The following is a 24374-nucleotide window of genomic DNA, read 5'->3' as shown; positions in this document are numbered from 1 at the left end:
AAAGATAATAATTAGGTTTTTCAATAAAGAATTTCTTATTACAAGTCATATTCAAGTGACAAGCTAGTAAAATTCTATTATTTAGATTCCCGCCTTCTCGGAAATGACAATTTCAACAGAAACTTCGAGACAAATCTCGGAGAATTATTTTTCAATTCCAGTTCATTTTACTGCGTTCTTCCCAATAATTTTCTGAAGAAACTTTTAATGTCTTGAGAATTTCTAATTCCTCTTCTGTAAAACTAAAACTTAAAGCTTTTAAATTTTCTTCTAATTGAATTTTATTAGATGCTCCACTTAACACGTAAGCAGGCTTTAAATTATCAATTACAAAACGTAAAGCTAACGCATCAAAACCAACTTTATATTTTTCTGAAAGCTGTTTAATTATTTTATATGCTTTTTGATAATTTAAAAACTTCTCATTTTCAAACACGCGTCCATTCGCTAAAGCTTCTTTTATAATAACCGTTTTTCCGCTTTTAATAATTTTATTTAAAACAGAACATGTAGATTGCTCAAATACATTATAGGTTACTTGAAAACTATCAAATAGTGATTCGCCTACAACTTCTATTTTCAATGCGGCTTCTAAAACATCTTTTTGATTCTCACCACTGGTAGTAATACCAATTTGCAAACCTGTTTCTTTTTTTAATTTATAAAGCTGATTTAAAACATCTCGGTTTTCTAACAAACCGCTTTCAAAAGTTGCCGAATGCACTTGGTAGTATTTCAACTTTGGAAGCATGTCTTTTGATACTTGCCATTGTTCCATTAACTTTTCTAACGAATGTTCTTTAACTTCATGTTTCCCAGTATAACCCAGTTCCCAATTCGCTTTATAGGTGTACCCCCATTTTGTACCCAAAACAACATCAGTGTGGTTATTAGTATTATTCCATTCCTGTAAAAAAGCTTCTCCCTTACCGTAAGATGGCGCCGTATCAAAATAACGAACCCCTAATTTATAGGCTTCATCTAATACTGAAAACGTATTATTTTTAAACGCTTCTTCAGATTTATCGATACTATTATTGGTTCTAATATTTATATATTCTGGTCTGCCCAGAGCAGCCAATCCTAATCCTATTTGTGTTTCCAAATTCCTGATAACTCTTATTTTTAATTTACCTTTTTATGAACTGCATGACAACATAGAACAACCTGCCTTATGACGTGCCCACTCTGGCCGTTTTGCAAACCATTTTTCATTTTCGGGTTGTTCAGCATAAGGTTGTTTTAAAAGTTGAAACAATTCATCTATCAATTCATAATTTCCTTTATCTGTTTCATCAATTGCTAATTGCGACATATAATTACGCAATACATACTTAGGATTTACCAAGTTCATGTTTTCTTTTCGCTTTTCTGAAGTGATTTCTTCTTGCTCTAAACGTTCTGCATAGCGTTGAAACCATGCATGCCATTTTTGTTTTATTTCATCTGAAAGATCATCCTCATTATAAAACGCATCATTTATAATTGTTAATCCTTCTGAAGGTTTTTCTTTATTAAAATCGCTTAATTTTCTAAAGAAAATCGTCATATCTGTTTCTATAAGTAATAGATTGTCTTCTAAATTTTCAATTAAAGATGCATCAAAAGAATCTTCCATTTCTAATCCTAATTTAGAACGCATCATTTTTAATGAGTTTGCTTCAAAATCTATTTTATATTGATCTAAAATACGTTCTAGAGCTTCAACATCTTCAATTAAAGGAAACAATGCGTTTGCTAATTTGTATAAATTCCAAAGTCCGATATTAGGCTGATTCCCGTATCGGTATCTTTTATGCTGACTATCGGTAGTGTTTGGCGTCCAACCATAATCGAAACCTTCTAACCAACCATAAGGTCCGTAATCTATAGTTAAACCTAGAATTGACATGTTATCGGTATTCATAACACCGTGTACGAAACCAACGCGTTGCCAATGAATAATCATCTCTAAAGTACGTTGCATCACATCGTTAAAAAATGCTAAATAAGTATCTTTTGAAGGTTCTCCTAAATGACTAAAAAAATGTTTAATGGTATAATCTACCAGTGTTTTTAAAGTTTCTGAATCCTGTTGTGCAGCAAATATTTCATAACTACCAAACCTTAGAAAAGAAGGTGCTGTACGGCAAACTACGGCTCCTTTTTCATAAGCAGCATTACCATCATACAGCATATCTCTTAAAACATGATCGCCTGTTAAAGCCAACGACAAAGCTCTGGTTGTTGGTACGCCTAAATGATACATAGCTTCGCTACACAAATATTCTCTTACCGAAGACCGCAATACCGCTAAGCCATCGGCTGTTCTAGAATACGGTGTTTCACCTGCTCCTTTTAATTGAATAGCCCAATGCTTATTATTGTGTTCTACTTCAGCTAAATTAATAGCGCGTCCATCACCCAATTGTCCTGCCCAATTCCCAAATTGATGCCCTGCATAACACATGGCATATGGCTTTGTATTTGGCAACACAGTGTTTCCTGTAAAGACTTTTAGAAATTCTTCACTTTTTGAATCTGTTTCTGAAAATCCTAAATTGCCTAACATTTCTGGAGACACATGAAGTAATTTAGGCTTTGCTGTTTGCTTTGGTGTAACATAAGAAAAACAGGCTTTTTTAACCTGTCTTCTTGTGTTTTCAAGAATAGGATCTGCAGGTAATTCTTTATTAAAAGTATCTTTTATATTTAATTTCATATCAATTTAGCTAACCATTTATTCAAATCCTTTTCAGAAGGATTTCTTAATCGCTTGTCTCCAATTGTAATTGTTGGAAAATGAAGTTCTTTAGTTGCGTACAAATTACGTAATTCTTCTGCTGAATCTTTGTTTTCTTCAACATCAAAAAACTGATACTCGACTTTTTTCGCTTCTAAAAAAGCTTTATAATATTTAGTTTTATGGCATCTATCGGTGCCATAAAGTTTAATTACTTTCAAAAATAATATCCTTTCTTTATTTTAATTTATCAGCATGTATTTTACGCAATTTTGCAAGCTTCGGTGTAATTACAGCACTACAAAACCCTTGCGTGGAATTATTTGCATAATAATCTTGATGGTAAGCTTCTGCACTATGAAAAACGCCCATTTTACTTATTTCTGTAACTATGGGGTCTTCATAGTATTGAGCCATTTCTTTAGCAACGACTTCAGCTATTTCTTTTTGAGTATCATTATAATAATAAATGACCGAACGGTATTGTGTTCCTGTATCTGCACCTTGTCGGTTTAAAGTTGTAGGATCATGACTCGTCATGAAAACAACTAATAAATCTTTATACGAAATTATATTAGCATCAAACGTTACTTGTACCACTTCGGCATGACCCGTTAAACCAGAACACACTTCTTTATATGTTGGTGTACCAGGAACCGTACCACCTGTATAACCCGAAACTATTTTTTCTACACCTTTTAATTCTTTTAAAATAGCTTCAACACACCAAAAGCATCCACCTCCAAGTGTTGCCAATTGTAAATTTTGTTTATTCATTTTCTTCCCTTTCAATTATCATAGATTCTGAATTAATACAATACCTTAAACCACTTGGTTCTGGACCATCTGGAAATACATGTCCTAAATGCGCATCGCAAGTATTACACATAACTTCAACGCGAACCATTCCAAAAGCAGTATCTCTTTCGTATTTAATAGCATTTTCTTTAATAGGTTGTGTAAAACTAGGCCAACCTGTACCCGAACTAAACTTAATAGTAGAATCGAACAAAGGTGTATTACAACACACGCAATTGTATTTACCTGCATCATGAATACTACAAAGCGCTCCACTATGTGGACGTTCTGTTCCTTTTTGTCTTGTAATTCTGAATTGTTCTGCTGTTAATTGAGATTGCCATTCGGCATCTGTTTTTTCAACACGTTTGTCTGGAATTGGGTTTCCCTTTACGGAAAAATTAATGACTTCTTTCCAAGTTAGCATAATTATGAGTCCTTTCTTTTTTTAGTTAATTATAATATGCCTTTTCAACCTAAATATAGTCGAAATTTTATTCAAAAACTTACACTTTTACTTCTTTGAAAGTATTCGTGAAATTTACGACAAATTATTCCGTTACTTTATATTGCCAAAGTTTAGTATTTTTACTTAATAAACTCATACAATTTATGAATAAACTTGTTGTTGAAGCCGAAAAATTTGCAACTAACCTTTTAAACGAAACGTTAGATAGTTCTTTTATATACCACAACTTAACGCATACAAAACGTGTTGTTGAAAAAGCAAAGGAATTGGCAGAACAATCTGGTTTAACTGATTCTGAGAAAAACATCCTTATAATTGCTGCTTGGTTTCATGATACAGGTTACACAAAAAACGTAAAAAATCATGAAGAAGAAGGCGTTGTTATTGCTAAAGCATTTTTAAATGCTCAAAATTGTTCTGAAAAAGATATTGATGCTATTTGTAATTTAATTTTGGCTACGACATTTAATTATGTACCAAAAAATCAATTAGAAAAAACAATTAGAGATGCCGATTGTGCTCATATTGGCAGCAAGAATTATATTGAAATATCTGAATTGCTTAGAAAAGAATGGGAACTTACATGCAATAAAACATTAACTGAAACGGAATGGTTAGATGAAAACATAACCTTTTTATCTACCAAACATAAGTTTTACACCAACGAGGCTGCTTTAAATTGGGATAAAAGAAAGAGTAAAAATATTTCTGAATTATTAAAAGCTAAAAAGAAATTAGACTTAGACAACAATAAACTTCAGCAAAAAAAAGAAGAATTATCTTTTAAGAAAAACAAAGTAGAATTGCCTGAACGTGGTATTGAAACCATGTTTAGAGTTACAATGAAAAACCATATTACACTAAGTAATATTGCTGATACGAAAGCCAATATTTTACTTTCGGTAAATGCTATTATTGTGTCGTTAGTATTATCAAACCTTATTCCTAAATTAGATAACCCATCTAATCATTACCTTATAATTCCAACCGTTATTTTTGTAATTGTTACGGTTGCTTCCATCATTTTATCAGTTTTAGCAACGAGACCTAATGTTACAAGTGGGAAATTTACAAAAGATGATGTTGCTAATAAAAAAGTGAATTTATTGTTCTTTGGAAACTTTCATAAAATGGGACTTAAAGATTTTGAATGGGCTATGGGAGAAATGATGCAAGATAGAGACTACCTGTATTCTTCTATGAAAAAGGATTTGTACTTTTTAGGTTTAGTACTTGATAAAAAATACAAAATTCTTAGACTTACTTATTCTGTTTTTATGATAGGGATTATAATAAGCGTTATTGCTTTTACTATTGCTTTTCAATATTCAGAAAGAGTAATGTAATAAAACATATAGCTAGAAACAAACCCTACTTTACAACTTTAAACACATTAACTCTTCTTAAATCAATACGTTAAATAATTTTATTTAGAATAATTATAAATAACTTGCAAGATTCGTTACAAGAATATACTTTTGCGTTTTAATTTACTATTTATATTAAGTCTAAATAAAAACAAATGAAACAAATAATTACTTTTTCACTTTTCATTATGCTAAGCGCATACTCATTTGCACAAACTGGCACAATAAAAGGAACAATCTCAGATGATGCAAAAAACCCAATACTTGGAGTTAATGCTATTATTAAAAACACTACAAAAGGATCTCAATCTGATGAAAATGGAGCTTTCGAAATAACAGCTCTAAATAATGGAGAATACACGCTTATTATTTCTTACTTGGGTTATAAAACTAAAGAATTAACTGTTACAATAAACAACAATGTTGTAAACTTAGGTTCTATTGTTCTTTTTGAAGGAAACGAACTTCTACAAGCCGTTGTTCTAGAAAATAAACGTAAAAACAAGTTTTCGAGAAAACAAAGTGCTTATGTGGCTAAAATGCCACTTAAAAACATTGAAAACTCACAAGTTTACAGTACAGTTACCAATCAATTATTAGTATCACAATCAGTTTATAGTTTTGAAGACGCATTAAAAAATGCTGTGGGTGTAGATAAATTATGGTCTTCTACTGGTAGAAGTGGTGATGGTGCAGGTTACTATTCTATTCGTGGTTTTTCTGTTCAACCTCAACTCGTAAACGGGGTGTCAGGTATTACAAATGGTTTTATAAATCCATCAAATGTAGAACGTATTGAAGTTATCAAAGGTCCTTCTGCAACATTATTTGGGAGTTCTGTAACCTCTTATGGCGGTTTAATTAACATCGTTACAAAAAAACCTCATAACGGCACAGATGGGAGTATTTCTGTTTCTGGAGGATCTTTTGATTTTAGAAAACTAAACGTAGATGTAAACGTAAGTGAAAACGATAATTTCTCAATGCGTTTTAATGCAGGTTATCAAAAAGAAAACAGCTTTCAAGATGCTGGGTATAGAAAATCTGTATTTTTAGCCCCTTCTATGTCATATAAAGTTAATAATAAATTAACGCTAAACTTTGCATATGAAGCATCAGCAAACGAACAAACCAATCAAACATTCCTGTTTTTTAATAGAACCGTTCCTTTAGCATTTAACACTGTAGAGGAATTAAATTATAACAGAGATTTATCATTAACAAATAACGATGTTATTATAAAAAACCCAACGCAAAATTACAGAGGTGAGATTGCATATAAAATATCAGACAATTGGTCTTCTCAAACTATTATTGCAGGCGGACTAGCAAAGTCAAAAGGTTTTTACACCTATTTATGGAATGCTGCAGACTGGACAATTCCTACGGCGCCAATAGCAACAACAAACTTTGCTTTATATGCTCAAAACACTAACGCAAGAACAAAAACATTCAACGCACAACAAAACTTTACTGGAAATTTTAAATTAGGCGATTTAAAAAACAAAGTTTTAATTGGTATAGATTATTTAGAATCTAATATAATTGATAAAAGTTCTAATTGGGGTTACTTACATACTGTATCTGCTCAAGGTGATTTAATATATGGAGAACCAGTAATAAACGCTGCTAATTTAAACACAGCATTGTCTGGTTTAGGAAATATTAATACAAATACGAAACAAAATGTTTTAGGAATTTATGCTTCAGATGTTCTAAACATCTTACCGAATCTATCGGCCATGGCAAGTATTCGTTATGACAGATTTAAATATGAAGGCGATATAAATAACCCTGCAGATGATCATCAAGCATATGATGAATCTACATTTTCTCCAAAATTTGGTTTAGTCTTTCAACCGATATTAAATGAATTATCTGTTTTCGGAAATTACCAGAATAGTTTTTCATATGTAAACCCAGAATTGGTTCCTATAGATATTAACGACCCAACATTAGGAACCCAATTACAATCCTATGATTTAGAACAAGCCAACCAATACGAGTTTGGAGTTAAAACAAATCTTTTTAATAATAAATTAGAAGCAACTGTAAGCTATTACAATATTGAAGTTAAAGACAAAGTCATGGGATTTGGTGCAGCAAAACAACAAGATGCTACAGTTAAAAGCAAAGGAATGGAACTTGAAGTAAATGCAAACCCCATAGATGGATTAAATGTACGCGGTGGTTTTAGTTTTAATGATGCAGAAGTTTCAAAATCTGAATCAAGACCTGATTTAATTGGAGTGCGTCCAGCAGAATCAGGATCTGAAATTCTTTACAACTTCTGGGGAGATTACCAATTTAAAGAAGGTGTTGCAAAAAACTTTGGCTTTGGAGCAGGTTTTAATGGCGCAAGTGATTATAATGCTATGGCAGATTATACAAATTCTGGTGGGTTCACGTTGCCTGCCTACACAGTATTTAATGCATCTATTTATTACGAATCAGAAAAATTTAGAATTAGCATAAAAGGAAATAATTTAACTAATGAAGCTTATTATTCCGGTTGGAGCACATTAACACCTCAACAAAATAGAATGTATATAGCTTCTTTTGAATACAAGTTCTAATAACGAATATATATTTTCCAGGGCAATCTTAAAAAGGTTGCCCTTTATTGATTTATACTATGAGCTTTAAAAAAAATATTCTTACACTTCACAAGGTTTTAGGATTAGCAACAGGAATTGTTGTTTTTATTGTAGCAATAACAGGCTGTTTTTGGGCTTTTAGGACCGAAATTGAAAGTCTTTATTCTGATTACAAAAAGGTAGCATCTCAAAATCAACCCATTTTAACGCCAACCGAAGTTAAAACCATTGCTGAAAAAGTTTTACCAAACAATACCATACATGGCAGCCTTTTTAAAAAAGCAGATGATGCCATTGAAGTTATTTTTTATGATGCCGATCCAGAGTTTTATCAGAGTGTGTTTTTAAACCCGTATTCGGGAGACCTCATTCAAATAGACGACCATCTTTCAGGCTTTTTTGCCTTTATTTTAAAAGGTCATATGCGTTTATGGTTACCAAAAACTATTGGTGAACAAGTAGTAGGTGCATCCATTCTTATTTTTATTTTAATAATCATTTCAGGTTTTATATTGTGGCTGCCTAAAAAGCGTAAAAACTTAAAGCAACGATTAAAATTCGATTGGAAATCTACAACACGTTGGAAACGTAAAAACTTCGACTTACATACTGTTATTGGATTTTATATTTGTTCTTTAGCACTCGTCTTAGCCTTTACAGGTTCTGTTATGTCTTATAACTGGTTAAAGTATGTACTTTACAAATCTACTGGTGGTGATAAAGTTGCTGCATTTATTATTCCTGAAAATAAAAGCAAAACTAAAACCAACAGCTCCACGCTTCCAATTGACAAACTGATTATAAAACTTCAAAAAGAATCGCCAAATGCTGAAAGTTTTGAATTGCACTATCCCGAATCTGATTCGTCAAGCGTTTATATAGAAGTATCAAATAGTAAAGATTTATTTTATGACTCAGATTTTCGATTTTTCGACCAAAACACTTTAGAAGAAATTGAAACACCTGGGGTTTATGGAAAATATAGCGATGCTAAAGTTCCTGAAAAAATACTTCGGATGAACTACGACATACACATTGGAGCCATTGGTGGCATTATTGGAAAAATAATCGCTTTTATTATTAGCTTACTAACGGCTAGTTTACCCGTAACAGGATTTCTTTTATGGTACGGAAGACATTATAAAAAGAAAAAAACAGTTAACACCTAAGCCTTAATCTCCTTCATTAAATCATCATAGGTATAGAACGATTTGTCTTCTTCATTTTTATGATACAACACACTAACTCGAATGGCTTTTAAGCCTGTTACTGCTTGTAAATCTTGTAGTTCTACTATTTCAATATCTGTATCCAAATAATGCTTAGATTGAAGGAATTTAATATATCTTAAATATTCATTCTCATCTTGTTTTTGAGAATATACAATACTAATCTTTCCTTTTTGAGTAACACGTTCTTTAGTGCCTTTTATATAAGCTTTATCTACACGTTTTTTTACAATTTCGTATCTAGCATTATAAGTACCATCTACATCAAATTGCTTTTCATCCATTCTAAAACTTATTGATAATGGTTGATTAAACACCAAAACCATAGAAGCGACATCCAGTGAGATAGGGAATTTTGATTGCATTTGATAAAATGAATTTTCCATTTCACACATGACTTGCAATTGCCATAACCTTAAATTATATAAATAAATAGGATTAAAACTATCTTCTTTTGTAATAGCTTCACCTATATACATGTTATGCTCTACACCATCCGTTTTAAAACGTTCGAAATAATGCGGATACATAGCCTGTGCTTCTACTTGTTTCTTATCTAAAAGCGACGCCATTTCCTTATTAATTAAGGCTACAGTTTCGTCGTAGTCTTTTCTATGACTATAAAGCACTTCTACTTTATCATCTATACTATCAAAATAAGCGTTGATTTGTTTTTTTAAAGCTTCTAAAGTAAATAAATGCTTAAATACAGGTTCTATGTCTTCCTTAAAAAACTCCGAAATTTGCTGTTCGCTATCTACCTGAAAATGCGAAGTCAATCCTTCTAAATAATCATTGATTTGATATATATACTGATCATAAATTGGTAATGATTCAATTTGCGATGCGCTTTCAAAAATATTTTTTGCAGCTTTCAACTGCAGTGTTAAATCTTGTTTTGTAGCTTCATTTCTTGCTTCCGAAGATCCTTTTATATCAATCTGCCCATACAAAGGGTAAACATCATCAAATGCTATTTTCTTAAATATAGCTTGTTCTCCTTTAAATTCTGATTTAATAAAGTTTTTAGCTTCTTTTTGAAATCTCCATTGTACACTAGGATGAATAGAAGTACATTCCTTTTGAATAATAGCATCAATTAAATTTTCCTCTTCACTTTTTGAACGTTCAACTGCCGATACAATATATGGCATCACATCTATGAGCTTATTAGCATTTATACTATTAAGCACTTTGGGTTTATCTGATACTATTTCTATGATTCCCATTAAGCCATCATCATTTGCTATAGGTGCAAAAATAACACTCTTAATACCTTGATTGTGTAAAGCCATTACTTGTGGCACATGTGATTCTGGATCTTGCTTTAATTTCTTAACATTTTTATCAATATCAGATATTGCAAAGCAATTATTTTCCTTTATTAATTTATTATAAGACCAACCACATAAAGCATCAGAACAAGATATACTTTCCTTTTCGTTTAATAAAAAACTATTCATACCTGCACCATAAATATGCTCGAAACTATTCTCCTCTTGATTATATATTGAAAAACCTACTTTAATATCTTTTAATCCGAAAAGTGATCTAAAAATCTCATGAAACGACTCTATAAAAGTCTCATCCTTACGTTTGTCTTCTCCTATTAAACTCGATTTAATATTTGAAATAGATTGATCCTCTGTAACATCGAATATATTTGAGATAACAAAACCTTTAAAAATATAACTATTAGGCGGAAATTTTTCTTTCCATAGATCTATATTATCAAAATTATCTAATAATTCGTCGTAATCTTCTTGCGTTAATTTTACAGCATTTTCAGTTGGTGTAATTTCACAAAAATCGGCATTATACAATATTTTATAATAACGTATTACACCGTTTTCATCTGGTATTTCGTAATAAAATGGACGTTTAAAATTTAAATCGTAACCATAACAAAAATTTAAAACAATGGTACAAGCAATAATATACCTATCATTTTCAGGCATGTTTTTAATTTTCAATTCAAAATCATTACCACCTGTTTTTATAATATTCTTAAATCTTTCAGAAGAATTAAAAATCAGATTTTGAAAAGGCACTGTGGCTGCTTTTATTTCATTTTTAGTTAAAACAGGACTAAATACATCTTGCAGTATAAACTGTATTTCTTTTTCATAAGTTTCTAATAATGAAAAATCTGTAAAACCTGCTCTTAATTCCGGATATGGTTTTTGAATTTCTAATATATGTCTTGCTTTAGCAGCAACAAACTCATCCTCGCTATTAACAAGCGCTTCATATTGCTCTATAAGCTTATTAAAACTTATTTTTAAATATAGGGGCGATTCTGATTGATCAAAGAATTTCATAATATTAGATTTCTGATATAACAAAGTTACGAATAATTGATTTAGTCGTTAAGCACTAGACTATCTAACATTAAAAATGTTACCAATATTTATGTTAAATATTTACTTTTTTAAACAAATACAAAAAGACCACCTTTTCAGGCAGTCTTTTAGTTTTATTAATAAGTTTTATTACTTAATAACCTTTATTTAAAACATAAGCAGCATCATTCCAACGAAGCTCTTGTTTAAATCTGTATAAATCTGTTTTTTCATCTATTAGTAAAAACTCTATATCCATTATTTCAGCAAAATCTTCTAAAGACTCCGCAGAAATATTTTGACTATAACAAGTATGATGAGCACCTCCAGCATAAATCCAAGCAGCAGCAGCTGTTTGTAAATCTGGTTTAGCATCCCAAAGCACACGCGCCACAGGAAGTTTTGGTAAATCATTTTTAATATCGACTGCTTCAACAGTATTTACAAGCATTCTAAAACGATTCCCCATATCTACCACAGAAGCATTTAATGCTTTTCCTGCGCCACCGTTAAACACTAATCTTACAGGATCTTCTTTTCCTCCTATTCCTAACGGATGAATTTCACAAGACACATCGCCTTTAGCAATAGATGGACAAATTTCTAACATATGAGATCCTAAACATGTTGAATTATCTGGATCGAAATGATACGTATAATCTTCCATAAAACTATTACCGCCTTCTAAACCAGCTCCCATAACTTTCATGGTACGAACTAATGCTGAAGTTTTCCAATCGCCTTCACCACCAAAACCATAACCACTAGCCATTAAACGTTGTGTTGCAATACCTGGTAATTGTTTCATTCCATGTAAATCTTCAAACGTATCGGTAAATGCTGTATAGCCACCTTCTTCTAAAAAGGCACGCATTCCTAATTCTATTTTAGCGGCATCTTTTAAAGCAGATCGCATCGTGCCATCTGTTTTAATTTTTGCTGCCATTACATAAGTATCATCATATTCTTGTACAAGTCTATCAACTTGAGCATCTGAAATACCATCAATGTATTTTACTAAATCGCCAACACCGTAACCATTAACTTCATACCCAAATTTAATTTGAGCAGACACTTTATTTCCATCGGTTACAGCAACTTGTCTCATATTGTCTCCAAAACGAGCCACTTTCATTTTTCTACTATCGGCAACTGCATTAGCAACACGACACCAATCGGCAACTTTAGCAATTACTTTTTCATTTTGCCAGTGTCCAACAACTACCTTACGATTTAATCGCATTCTTGATGCTATAAATCCAAACTCACGACCACCATGTGCCGATTGGTTTAAATTCATAAAATCCATATCAATAGAACTCCATGGAATATCTCTATTGAACTGCGTATGTAAATGTAAAAATGGTTTTTGTAAAGCGTTTAAACCTGCAATCCACATTTTAGCTGGTGAAAATGTATGCATCCAAGTAATAATACCAATACAAGTATCATCGTTATTAGCCGCTTTACAAATGGCATGAATCTCCTCTGGTGATTTTACCGTTGGTTTAAAAATGACATTTACAGGAATGGTTGTATTAGCTGTATAAGCATTAGCTATTTCCTTTGAATGTTCGGCTACCTGCTTAAGTGTTTCAGGGCCGTATAAATGCTGACTTCCAGTTACAAACCAGATGTCTCCTTGTTTAAAATTAATCATTATTTTTTAAAATTTTATTCTTATGATAAATAAATATAAAGTGCAACAACTGCTGCAACAACTGTATATCCAACTGGTTTTAAATATTTCCACGCTGTGATATCAACTTGTTTAGTATATACTTGTTCATAATCAGTTTCTCTTGGGAAGAACTTACTAACAACAAACATAATTAATACTACAAGAACGAAAAGAGCTCCCATTAAATGCAAGAAATGTGGAAAATATGCACCAGATTCTATACACATTGGTCTAACAACATACAATAAAATTAAATAAGTAATAGCACTAAATAAGATGGCGATATTAGCTGCTTTTCCAGATACACGTTTAGAAAATATCCCAACAATTATAATCGCTAAAATTGGCACACTGTGTGTCCCGTTTAATTCTTGTAAATATGTAAAAATACCACCTTGTACTCCATATAATAAAGGTGCTATTGCCATTGAGAATACAGCTAAAACTATACCGAATGTTTTACCTGCTTTTACAACTTGTTTCTCAGAAGCATCTTTGTTTATATATTCTTTATAGAAATCTAAACCAAATAATGTTACCGAACTATTTAAAGCACTATTAAACGAACTTAAAATAGCCCCAAAAAGAACAGCTGCAAAGAAACCAATAAATGCTACTGGCAATACTGCTTTTACAACCATTGGATACGCTTCATCTGCATTTGCTAAATCACCTTTAAAAATATAAAAAGCAATAATACCCGGTAGTACTACAATAAATGGCCCTAGTATTTTAATAAACGCTGCCATTAAAAGTCCTTTTTGACCTTCTTTTAAGTTTTTAGCACCAAGTGCTCTTTGAATAATAGCTTGATTGGTTCCCCAATAATAAAAATTCACAATAATCGTTCCTGTAAAAAGTGTCCAAAATGGCACATCAGAATCAGGTCCACCAATAATATCAAACTTTTCAGGAAGTGCAGTTGTTAGCTTTTTCAAACCAGTAAATACATTACCATCACCTATTTTCATTAAACCAAAAATTGGAATTAATGATCCTCCAACAATTAATCCTACTGCATTAATTGAATCTGAAACAGCAACGGCTTTTAAACCTCCAAAAATAGCGTAAATACTACCTATTATTCCAATACTCCAAACCGTGACCCAAAGTGCTGGTTCTGGTTCCATACCCAACATTTCTGGAATATCAAACATGGTATTTATTGCCAATGCACCAGAATATAATACTGTTGGCAACATAGATATAGCGTAACCTAATAAGAATAATAATGAGACAATTGTTTTTGTGCTTTTACCATATCGGTTTTCTAAAAACTGAGGAATGGTAGCAATTCCACTTTTAAGATATTTAGGCAGTAATACAAATGCTGTAAATACCATAGCGATAGCTGCTACAACTTCATATGCCATAATTGGAATACCATCTCTAAAAGAAACACCATTCATACCTACAATTTGTTCTGTCGATAAGTTGGTTAGTAACAGTGAACCAGCAATTACTGGACCTGTTAGACTTCTTCCTCCAAGAAAATAGCCATCCGATGAATTCTCATCTGTTTTTCGTGTAGACCACCATGCGATAACAGCAACAAGTAAAGTAAAGGCAACAAAAGATAAAATACTCATATTTATTTAGTTTAAATTAATAATTAGTTAATTGGTATATTTATTTTTAACATCCTTGTCCGTAATAAGCATCAGTTCCATGCTTACGCTCAAAATGTTTCTTTTTTAATGCATCTTTCAAAATAACAGCATTTGGATTAATCTGCAAAGTTAAATATGCCATTTTTGCAACTTCTTCACAAACAGCACTATTATAAACCGCTTTAGCAGCCGTTTTACCCCATGTAAATGGTGCATGATTGCCAACTAAAATCATTCCTATTTCATTATAATCTAAGCCACGTTCTTTTAAACAATCTATAATTTGATAACCCGTCATATGCTCATAATCGCCAGCAATATAATCATCCTTCATAGGTGGTGCGCAAGGAATATCTGAGATTAAATGATCGGCATGTGTGGTTCCAAAAATAGGCACATCTTTAACAGCTTGAGCCCAAGCAGTTCCATAAGTTGAATGTGTATGAACTACACCTCCAATATCTCCCCACTCCTTGTATAAAACAGCATGCGTTTTTGTATCGGAAGAAGGTCTCATGCTTCCCTCAACTATTTTAGCATCAAAATCACAAATCACCATATCTTCAGGCTTCAAATCTACATAAGGTACACCGCTAGGTTTTATTGCAAATACGCCTTTATCTCTATCAACAGCACTGGCATTACCAAATGTAAATAACACTAAGCCTAATTCTGGAAGTTCCATATTGGCCTCGTAAGCTTCTTCTTTTAATGTTTTATAAATACTCATAATTTTATTATTGCATGATATGATTTTCCATAGCAACACATAATTCGCTATAATTTTTATATACTTTTTTGTAGGCTTCTACATTTTCTTCTATTGGCTCATAAACCTTTTCAAAAGGACTCGCCATAGCATCCATTGCTGCTTCCGTATCTGTATACACACCAGCTGTAACCGCTCCAAAAATTGAAGCTCCTAATGCACAAGCTTGTTCAGATTTTGCAACTTTGATTGGGGAATTTAAAACATCTGCCATAACCTGCATAACAAAAGATGATTTTTTTGCAATACCTCCTAAAGCAATAACTCCTTTTACAGGAATACCTTCACTTATAAATCTATCGGCTATTTTTTTAGCTCCAAAACAAGAAGCTTCTACCAAAGCTCTAAATACTTTAGGCGATGTGCTTCCTAAATTGATTCCAGAAATAACACCTTTTAAATTTTGATTAGCATCTGGTGTTCGTCTTCCATTCATCCAATCTAAAGCCAATTCTCCTGAAGCACCGATAGGTTCTTTTGAAGCTGCTTCACTTAATTTTGGGAGTATATTAGCTATTGATTCTTCAACTAATTTTTCTTTTATGTCTTCACTTATTAAACTAGAATCTCCAATAAGTTCTTTAATTGGCCACGATACTAAACGCTCGAACCAAGCATATATGTCGCCAAAAGCAGATTGTCCTGCTTCTAAACCTAACATATTTGGCACTACAGAACCATCTACTTGTCCGCAAATACCTTTTACTAAATATTCTTCTTCTTGCAAAGGCGTTACTAAAATATCGCAGGTTGAAGTCCCCATTACTTTTGTTAAATAGTAAGGTTCTATATTAACACCTACGGCTCCCATGTGACAATCGAAAGCACCAACAGCAACTTCAACAGACGTTGACAATCCTAATCGTTTTGCCCATTCCTCTGAAAGTGTTCCAACAGAAACATCAGAAGTATATGTTTCTTTATACAACCTATCTGTTAAACCATCTAAAACAGGATCTAGAGCAACAAAGAAATCATTTGGAGGCAAACCACCAAAAGACTCATGCCATAAGGCTTTATGACCTGCAGCACAACGACTACGTTTCATCTGGCTTACATCATTTCCTCCTGTTAATAAAAACGGTACCCAATCGCAATGTTCTACCCAAGAATGCGCTGCCTTTAAAACCGTTTCATCGGCTCTAGAAACATGTAATATTTTAGACCAAAACCATTCTGAAGAATAAATACCTCCTTCAAACTGAGAATAATCTATATCCCATTTTGCACATAAATCATTTATTTCGTCGGCTTCTTTAATACCTGTATGATCTTTCCATAAAACAAACATAGCATTTGGATTTTCTTCAAATCCATTTAACAACGCTAATGGTGTTCCAGCTTTATCAACTGCAACAGGCGTAGATCCTGTAGTATCGACACCAATACCAACTATATTATTTACAACATCATCAGACACCTGAGACGCCACTGCTTTAATAGTATTTTCGATCCCTTCAATATAATCTAAAGGATGTTGTCTGAATTTATTTTTTGAAGGCTCACAATATTTACCGCTTTTCCATCGTGCATAATAATGAACGGCAGTAGCCATTTCTTCGCCCGTTAGAGCATTAACTATTAAGGCTCTAACTGAATCTGAGCCAAAATCCATTCCTATGGTATATTTTACTTCACTCATAATATTAATCTAAATAGATATTATTCCACATTGCAATATAAGGTTTATTTTTATAAGTGTAACAAAGACGCTTATAAAATTTAAAACAAAAAAAACAACTTTCAAAAAAGTCATTTCTTCATCCTATACTTTCAATAAAATTTACAATTCAAAAGTAAGGTTATACTACACTTTTAACTATAAATTAAAATTCTGTTCTTTATTATATAGGGCTTCATCAAAATAATAAAAAAAGGCGCCTTTTCTTGATTCGGACATATCCTTTTCTTCTAATTTGACTAAAAATTTCATTTGAGATACTTTTCTCCTGAAATTCCTCTTATCAATAGTTTCATTCAAAATACCTTCATAAAGCAATTGCAACTGTGGCAATGTGAATTTTGGAGGTAATAAATTAAAAGCTATTGGAAAATTTCTAACACGTCTTCTCAATCGTCTTATTGCTGATTCTACCATATCTTTATGATCGAAAACAAGCTCTGGAAGCGCATCAATAGGAAACCACTTTGTGTTATAAGCACTTACTTTTTCTTCATCGTACTCCGATTTCAAAATCATAGCACTATAGGTTGTCGATATAACTCGACCTGATGTATCTCTATTTGCTTTACCCCAAGTACGAACCTGTTCCATATAAATATTCTGCAAACCAGATAAATTATATAGAACTCTATTAGCGGCTTCATCAAGATCTTCATCATTACCAATGAAACCGCCAATTAGAGACCATTTACCTTTTTCGGGTTCGAACCCTCTGTGAATTAAAAGTAACTCTAATCTATTGTTATTAAAGCCAAAAATAATACAATCAACAGCTAATTTTAGCTTTTGCGTTTCTTCGTATATTCTACTTTCAATTCTCATTTATTGCAATCAACAACTATTAATTATTGATTTCCTTTTTTATAATCTTCTAAAAACTTAGCTAATCCGCTATCAGTTAAAGGGTGTCTTAATAATCCTGTAATTGAAGATAAAGGCCCTGTCATAACATCTGAACCTAATTTAGCACAGTCAATAACATGCATTGTATGACGTACTGATGCCGCTAAAATTTCTGTATCGAAACCGTAGTTATCATAAATTAATCTAATTTCAGCAATTAAGTTTAAACCATCTGTAGATATATCATCTAAACGCCCTAAGAAAGGAGACACATAAGTTGCTCCAGCTTTCGCTGCTAACAAAGCTTGACCAGCTGAAAACACTAATGTTACATTCGTTCTAATACCTTTATCTGAAAAATACTTACAAGCTTTAACTCCAGCAGCAATCATAGGTAACTTAACAACAATTTGAGGGTGTAAAGCAGCTAATGCTTCACCTTCTTTAACCATACCTTCAAAATCTGTTGAGATAACTTCAGCACTTACATCGCCTTCAACTAAATCACATATTTTTTGATAATGCGCTAAAATATTTTCAGCACCAGTAATACCTTCTTTTGCCATTAATGATGGGTTAGTTGTAACACCATCTAATACTCCTAAAGCTTGAGCTTCTGCAATATCATCTAAATTTGCTGTATCAATAAAAAATTTCATATCTGTAGTTTTATACTGTTTTTAAATATTCTAATACTTCTTTGCTTACTTTTTCGCCTGTAAAACCAAACTTATCATCTAGTACCGTTGCTGGTGCAGAATAACCAAAGTGATCTAAACCAAATACTTTACCGTTAGCTCCAACCAAACCTTCTAAGTTTACTGGCAATCCTGCTGTTAAACCAAATAATGGTTTGTTTTGAGGAATTACAGAGTTTTGATATTCTTTAGATTGTAATCTGAAAACACCTTCTGAAATTACAGAAGCAATATTCACTTTCAGTCCGTTTTCAGCTTCTAAAATTTCAGCAGCAGCAAATAACGTTGCTACTTCCGATCCGTTTGCTACTAAAACAACATCTGGATTTTCAACTTCTTTTACTAAATACCCACCTTTTTCAGCAGCTAAAGCATCACTATATCTTGAAGCTCCTTTTGCAGGAAGATCTTTAATACCTTGTCTAGATAAAATTAATCCTGATGGTGTCGTTTTATTTTCTAAAGCCATTTTCCAAGCAACACTAGTTTCTGCTGAATCAGCAGGACGTAATGCTAAGAAACTTGGTTTACCGCTATGGTTTTTAAGTTTTTCTAATAAACGAATTTGAGCTTCTTGTTCTACTGGTTGGTGTGTTGGTCCATCTTCACCTACACGGAATGCATCATGCGTCCAAACATATTTTACACCTAATTCTTGAATACCACTTAAACGAATGGCTGGTTTCATATAATCTGAAAACACAAAGAATGTAGCAACTACAGGAATAATTCCTCCGTGTAATGCTAATCCGTTTGCAATACAAGCCATAGTTAACTCTGCAACACCTGCTTGTAAGAACGACCCTGAGAAATCACCTTTTTTAAGTGCATGGGTTTTCTTTAAGAAACCGTCTGTTTTATCACTGTTAGATAAATCGGCAGAAGACACAATCATGTTTTCTACGTTTTCAGCTAAATAAGCCAATACTCCAGAAGAAGCTGCTCTAGAAGCTAATCCTGCTTTATGTTCGATAGATTCAAAATCTAATTCTGGTAATTCACCAGATAAGAAGAAATCTAATTTTGCAGCAAGTTCTGTATTTGCTTGTCTCCAAGCCTCAATTTCTGCTTTTTTCTCTGATGCTTTAGCTACTTTTTCTTTTAATATATCTTTATAAAAAGCACTTACATCTTCGTAAATATCGAACGGACTTTCAGGATTTGCTCCTAAGTTTAATAAAGTCTTAGTATAATCTGCTCCTGTATGTCCTATTGGCTGACCGTGTAATTCACATTCACCTTCAAACATAGCATCATCTGCAGTCACACAACCTTTACCCATTATTGTTTTACCAATAATTAAAGTCGGTTTTTCAGTTTCATTATTAGCATCTGTTAATGCTTGTCTTATTTCATCATGATTATGACCATCGATGGTAACAACTTTCCATCCCCATGATTCATACTTCATTGCTGTGTCTTCAGTAGTCACCTCATCTGTAGATGTTGACAATTGAATATCGTTAGAATCAAAAAACATAATAAAGTTACTCAACCCTAAATGTCCTGCAATTCTACCTGCACCTTGAGAAATCTCTTCTTGTACACCACCATCAGAAATAAAACCATAAACTTTATGATTCATCCAATCTCCAAAACGAGCTTGTAAAAACTTTGCTCCAATTGCAGCACCAATACCCATAGTATGACCTTGACCTAATGGTCCAGATGTATTTTCAATACCTCTAGCTACATCAACCTCTGGATGTCCTGGTGTAATAGAACCCCATTGTCTAAAATTAGCAACATCGTCCTTTTCATAATTACCTAAAAGATAATACTGTGCATACATTAAAGTAGATAAATGCCCTGCATCCATAAAAAAGCGATCTCTAAAAGCCCATGTCATATCAGATGGATCGAAATTAAAGAACTCTGAGTATAAAATATGCATAAAATCTGCACCTCCCATTGGCCCTCCAGGATGTCCTGAATTTGCTTTTTCTACCATTGCCACAGCTAATGCTCTAATATTATCTGCCGCTTGTTGATCTAATTTTTTGTTCATTTCAATTTTGGTTAATTTAATAGCTTGTTGTGTTCTTTTTATTCTATTGCAAACTTGTAAAAAAAATTAAAACTTTTTAAAACAAAAGTCTTAATTAAACACAATAGAAAGTTATATTTGCAAATATATAACAAAAAATCCATAAGTGTTACAAAAACACTTATGGATTTTTTGTTTTTAAAACACCTCTAATTTTATTGAATTAAAGCGTATTAAAATTCTGCTCCCTAAAAAAATCATAATGACTTAAAAATTTAATTTTAAGTCATTTTTTGATGAATTTCTGCAGCTAAATGATATAAATTTTGGTCTAAAACTTTATTAAAAACTTCTTTTGCACCTTCTAAGTCTTTCATCCCTAATTTTCCTAAACCAATTAAATAATTACAATGTACCTTGTTAAGGTCATTTAAATCTTCTTCCCATATTAAAAGATCAGGTAATGAGATTGCAAAATAATCTAATTTTATATGGTCGTTCATATGAGCTTTACCATAATTTATTAAATTATTGAATCGGTAATTGGCTTCTTCTATTTTGCCTAACTTAAGCAAAGCCAATCCTTGATAAAATATTTTGTCTGGTTGCTGATCGTTATAGAAAATAGCCGGACTAGGATCGCTAAGCCCTTGTGAAGCTAATTCCCAACTAGCTTTAGCTTTCTCTAATTCACCTAATTTTTCATAAGCACAACCTAACCAATAATTAATGTCGTTTTCTTGAGTACCATGTAACTTACCCTCTCCTAAATTATGAGGATATACTTGAGCAGCTTCTAAATGCGTAATCGCCTTTTTATAATCACCTGTTTTTATAGCTTGTTTTGCAACTTCAACTTGAGCTGTGATATGCTGAAACGGGACTTTACCTTCTCCGCCTTCCCAAGGATGAAATTGTCTTTTTTGAACTAAATTTAAAGCTTTAGAAAAATTACCTTTAAAATTACACAAAGCAACGCGTTCTAAATATAAATCGTCTCTAGATTCTGTTAAATCGATATGCTTTTCTAAGATATCTAATCGCTCATCAACAGAAACATTCATCTTTTTATAAAGCTGATCTAACTCCATTAACAAACGTGCATCTGTAGTATCTAATTTAAAAGCAGTTTCTAAATGTTGCTTTGCTAAACCTCTTTTATTCTCTTTATTAAAGTATAATAATGCTAAATTTCTATGCGTAATAGGATTTTCATTATCTAAACCAACAGCTGTTTCCCATACTTGCTTAGCTTTTGTATATTGTTTATTTGCATACCAAAAGTTACCTAAATAATAACATGCAATTGCATCGTTTGAATTAAATTGAATAGCAGATTGCAGCACAATTACTTCTTCTAATCGATTAGGAAAACAATAATCGCTAGACATTTTTTGTGCTAATCCATAAGCCTTTTTAGCTTCTCCTTCATTAAAATTTTGCTCGTGATACCATCCTAAGAAATAATAAACCATTGGATATAATTCTTTTTTAACATCAATTAATAAACCAATAAAATCTATAGCTTGATTAAATTCACCACATTGCGCATAATCTAAAGAGTATTCAATATAATTATGATCGTAATTTCTTAACAGACTTTTTAATTCATTAAGATTTTCTTTATCACTTGTTAAAAGACATTTCTCATATAATACACCAAAATTGAAATTATCTATAGCTAAAGAATCATTTACTAATTGAATGGCTTCTTCAATTCTTCCTAGCTTTTTTAAAATGATAATTTTTAAATGACGCGCTTTATGATTGTGCCAATTTTTAATTAAGGCTTTATCTATATGCTCCAAAGCTCTTGTGTAATCACCTTTTACACAATCTATTTGAGCTACATTAAAATAACCTGCATCTTGCCAAGCGGCATTCCAACATGATTTATAAAATGCAGCATAAGCTTCGTCTGTTCTTCCTAAATATCGAAGCGCTAAACCTCTATTAAAATAAGGTTCTCCATCATACGGGTTTGGGTTACGTTCTATTAAGGTTTCTATAGCTTTATCAAAATATTCTAAAGCTTTATCGAATTTTGCTTTTTTAAGACACCATAAACCCATAGCGTTGTTGCATCGTACATCATAAGGATCGCGAGACAAGCCTTCTAAATAATAATCTGTAGCATTATAAGTCGCATGTCTATATTGCTCTAAGTGTAAACCTCTTAAAAATAATTGTTCAACACTTTCTATGTCTTTTGGTTGTTTTGCAGCAACTGCAGAATTAGGAATACCACCTTCTTTTAAGGATTTTGGCGACCATGACACTAATGTAGTTCCGCTAGCATTTTTTACTGTAGCTGTTAAATCTTGATAAGAAGCTCCTTTTAAAGCAATGCTTTTTTCAAAACCATTTTTAGGATCTAAATCTTGTTCTATTTCAAATAATACTTTTTCTGAAGATTCTAAAATTAATTTACTCTTTGGATATATAGATGTAACATGAACTTTTACAGTCACTTTTTTTTCTGATGCTTCAATATTTAAAAGCGCTTCTTTAGTCGCATTTTTTACAACTCCTACATTATAATAGGGCATAAAATACTGCTTAAACGTTTTTTCTTCATAAGGATGCATCCATGAAAAATCGGGCTGATTATCGGTATACACTCCACACATTAATTCTATGTATGGGCCATCACTATCTGTTAAATTTCTATCCCATGCTTTACCAAAATCGCCATTACCCCAAGTCCATTGTTTTTTTCCTGGTGACACATGATGATCTGCCACATGAAGCAATCCGCCTTTGGAATCATTTTCATAACCACCCACAAAATCGTAATCAGACTGAATAGCCATATAAGACGTTGGAACAGGAATGTTTTTATATCTTGAAATATCGGTTCCAGGCGCATAATCTACTTTATAATATTCTCCTTTTGCAATAGGAAATTCTGAAACATCACGTTTTCCATGATCGAAAACAGCATTCACATCTGGTGGAAAAACAGATTGATAATGATCGTTTACAGCAACAGCTGGATTAGCCCACCATAAAAAGGTTTGCGGATGCGGTGTACGGTTATATAATTGTGCTTTAATTTCTAAATAGGCTTTATCTGGATGCAATGTAAATCCAGCCATTCCTTTGGTGCGGAACATACGCTCTACTTCGCTAACCCAAACCGTAACACTTCCATCTTTATTTTCTTCAATTTTAAAATCGGTAGGATCATAAGTACTTGGTCGGTGATGTTGTGGCCAGTTAAACTCAATACCACCAGAAATCCAAGGTCCTGTTAAACCAACTAAAGCCGGTTTAACAACTTGATTATAATACACAAAATGGCGTTCTCTAATTTTATCATAAGCCATTTGAATTCTTCCTCCTAAAGCTGGAATGACCATGATTTTTATATAATCGTTTTCAATGAAAACGACTTCCCATTCTTTATCTACTTTTTCATCACTTATTTTTTCTATTACAGGATGCGGATATACAGCACCACTACTTGCTTGATAAACTCTTTTATCTAAAAAAACAGGATATTTCTCTGGTGTTCCTACCTCGTAAGTTGGAATCACAACAATCTCTTTCCAAGCTTTAACTGCACTCATAATATT

The 24374-nt window shown here is 32.4% G+C and carries 17 protein-coding genes; 3 read left to right on the top strand and 14 right to left on the bottom strand.

The annotated features are described in order from the left end of the window. Positions 1 to 151 precede the first annotated feature (151 nt). The 5 genes from ACH5TX_RS15715 to msrB are packed head-to-tail and all read right to left on the bottom strand — an operon-like array spanning position 152 to position 3947. Positions 152 to 1105 carry an aldo/keto reductase gene (locus tag ACH5TX_RS15715; protein WP_439340436.1) on the bottom strand — a complete coding sequence of 318 codons (954 nt, stop codon included), beginning with the start codon at positions 1103 to 1105 and terminating at the stop codon, positions 152 to 154. Positions 1106 to 1138: 33 nt separating this feature from the next. Next, positions 1139 to 2701, bottom strand: a complete 1563-nt coding sequence (locus ACH5TX_RS15710) for a protein adenylyltransferase SelO (protein ID WP_439340435.1) — start codon at positions 2699 to 2701, stop codon at positions 1139 to 1141. Continuing rightward, complete coding sequence (locus tag ACH5TX_RS15705; protein WP_439340434.1) at positions 2698 to 2943, bottom strand: glutaredoxin family protein; 246 nt, start codon at positions 2941 to 2943, stop codon at positions 2698 to 2700. The genes ACH5TX_RS15710 and ACH5TX_RS15705 overlap by 4 nt, the downstream gene beginning before the upstream one ends. A gap of 16 nt (positions 2944 to 2959) precedes the next feature. Further along, positions 2960 to 3499, bottom strand: coding sequence for a peptide-methionine (S)-S-oxide reductase MsrA (gene msrA, locus ACH5TX_RS15700; RefSeq protein ID WP_439340433.1), 540 nt, complete (start codon positions 3497 to 3499; stop codon positions 2960 to 2962). Beyond that, a complete protein-coding gene (msrB, locus tag ACH5TX_RS15695; protein WP_439340432.1) occupies positions 3492 to 3947 on the bottom strand; it encodes a peptide-methionine (R)-S-oxide reductase MsrB in 456 nt (151 codons plus the stop codon). Before msrB ends, msrA begins: the two co-directional genes overlap by 8 nt. 185 nt (positions 3948 to 4132) lie before the next feature. Here msrB and ACH5TX_RS15690 point away from each other — a divergent pair, with 185 nt between their 5' ends. The 3 genes from ACH5TX_RS15690 to ACH5TX_RS15680 all read left to right on the top strand — a co-directional run bounded on the left by ACH5TX_RS15690 (position 4133) and on the right by ACH5TX_RS15680 (position 9122). Continuing rightward, on the top strand, positions 4133 to 5335 hold the full coding sequence (locus ACH5TX_RS15690) for a Pycsar system effector family protein (protein ID WP_439340431.1): 1203 nt from the start codon (positions 4133 to 4135) through the stop codon (positions 5333 to 5335). A gap of 176 nt (positions 5336 to 5511) precedes the next feature. Further along, on the top strand, positions 5512 to 7932 hold the full coding sequence (locus tag ACH5TX_RS15685) for a TonB-dependent receptor domain-containing protein (RefSeq protein WP_439340430.1): 2421 nt from the start codon (positions 5512 to 5514) through the stop codon (positions 7930 to 7932). Positions 7933 to 7991: 59 nt separating this feature from the next. Next, a complete protein-coding gene (locus ACH5TX_RS15680; RefSeq protein WP_439340429.1) occupies positions 7992 to 9122 on the top strand; it encodes a PepSY-associated TM helix domain-containing protein in 1131 nt (376 codons plus the stop codon). On the opposite strand, the gene ACH5TX_RS15675 is transcribed toward ACH5TX_RS15680, so the two are convergent. The 9 genes from ACH5TX_RS15675 to ACH5TX_RS15635 form a co-directional block, all read right to left on the bottom strand. Beyond that, complete coding sequence (locus ACH5TX_RS15675) at positions 9119 to 11503, bottom strand: GAF domain-containing protein (protein WP_439340428.1); 2385 nt, start codon at positions 11501 to 11503, stop codon at positions 9119 to 9121. The two genes, ACH5TX_RS15680 and ACH5TX_RS15675, sit on opposite strands and share 4 nt — an antisense overlap. Positions 11504 to 11678: 175 nt before the next feature. Continuing rightward, positions 11679 to 13184 carry an L-arabinose isomerase gene (araA, locus tag ACH5TX_RS15670; protein ID WP_439340427.1) on the bottom strand — a complete coding sequence of 502 codons (1506 nt, stop codon included), beginning with the start codon at positions 13182 to 13184 and terminating at the stop codon, positions 11679 to 11681. A gap of 20 nt (positions 13185 to 13204) precedes the next feature. Beyond that, positions 13205 to 14794, bottom strand: coding sequence for a solute:sodium symporter family transporter (locus ACH5TX_RS15665; RefSeq protein WP_439340426.1), 1590 nt, complete (start codon positions 14792 to 14794; stop codon positions 13205 to 13207). A gap of 46 nt (positions 14795 to 14840) precedes the next feature. Further along, positions 14841 to 15548 (bottom strand): L-ribulose-5-phosphate 4-epimerase, encoded by a 708-nt coding sequence (locus ACH5TX_RS15660; protein WP_439340493.1) that lies wholly within the window; start codon positions 15546 to 15548, stop codon positions 14841 to 14843. A gap of 4 nt (positions 15549 to 15552) precedes the next feature. Then, positions 15553 to 17226 carry a ribulokinase gene (locus tag ACH5TX_RS15655; protein ID WP_439340425.1) on the bottom strand — a complete coding sequence of 558 codons (1674 nt, stop codon included), beginning with the start codon at positions 17224 to 17226 and terminating at the stop codon, positions 15553 to 15555. Between the two features lie 177 nt (positions 17227 to 17403). Then, positions 17404 to 18090, bottom strand: coding sequence for an NUDIX hydrolase (locus tag ACH5TX_RS15650; RefSeq protein WP_439340424.1), 687 nt, complete (start codon positions 18088 to 18090; stop codon positions 17404 to 17406). 23 nt (positions 18091 to 18113) lie between these two features. Next, entirely contained in the window at positions 18114 to 18770 is a 657-nt protein-coding gene (gene fsa / locus ACH5TX_RS15645; protein WP_439336802.1) for a fructose-6-phosphate aldolase, read from the bottom strand. Between the two features lie 10 nt (positions 18771 to 18780). Beyond that, entirely contained in the window at positions 18781 to 20817 is a 2037-nt protein-coding gene (locus ACH5TX_RS15640) for a transketolase family protein (protein ID WP_439340423.1), read from the bottom strand. Positions 20818 to 21077: 260 nt separating this feature from the next. Next, complete coding sequence (locus tag ACH5TX_RS15635; RefSeq protein WP_439340422.1) at positions 21078 to 24368, bottom strand: DUF5107 domain-containing protein; 3291 nt, start codon at positions 24366 to 24368, stop codon at positions 21078 to 21080. Positions 24369 to 24374 lie beyond the last annotated feature (6 nt).

Origin of the sequence: Thalassobellus citreus (genome assembly GCF_044385915.1) — a bacterium.
GTDB lineage: Bacteria > Bacteroidota > Bacteroidia > Flavobacteriales > Flavobacteriaceae > Thalassobellus > Thalassobellus citreus.
This window is presented reverse-complemented; position numbering and strand designations above follow the sequence as displayed.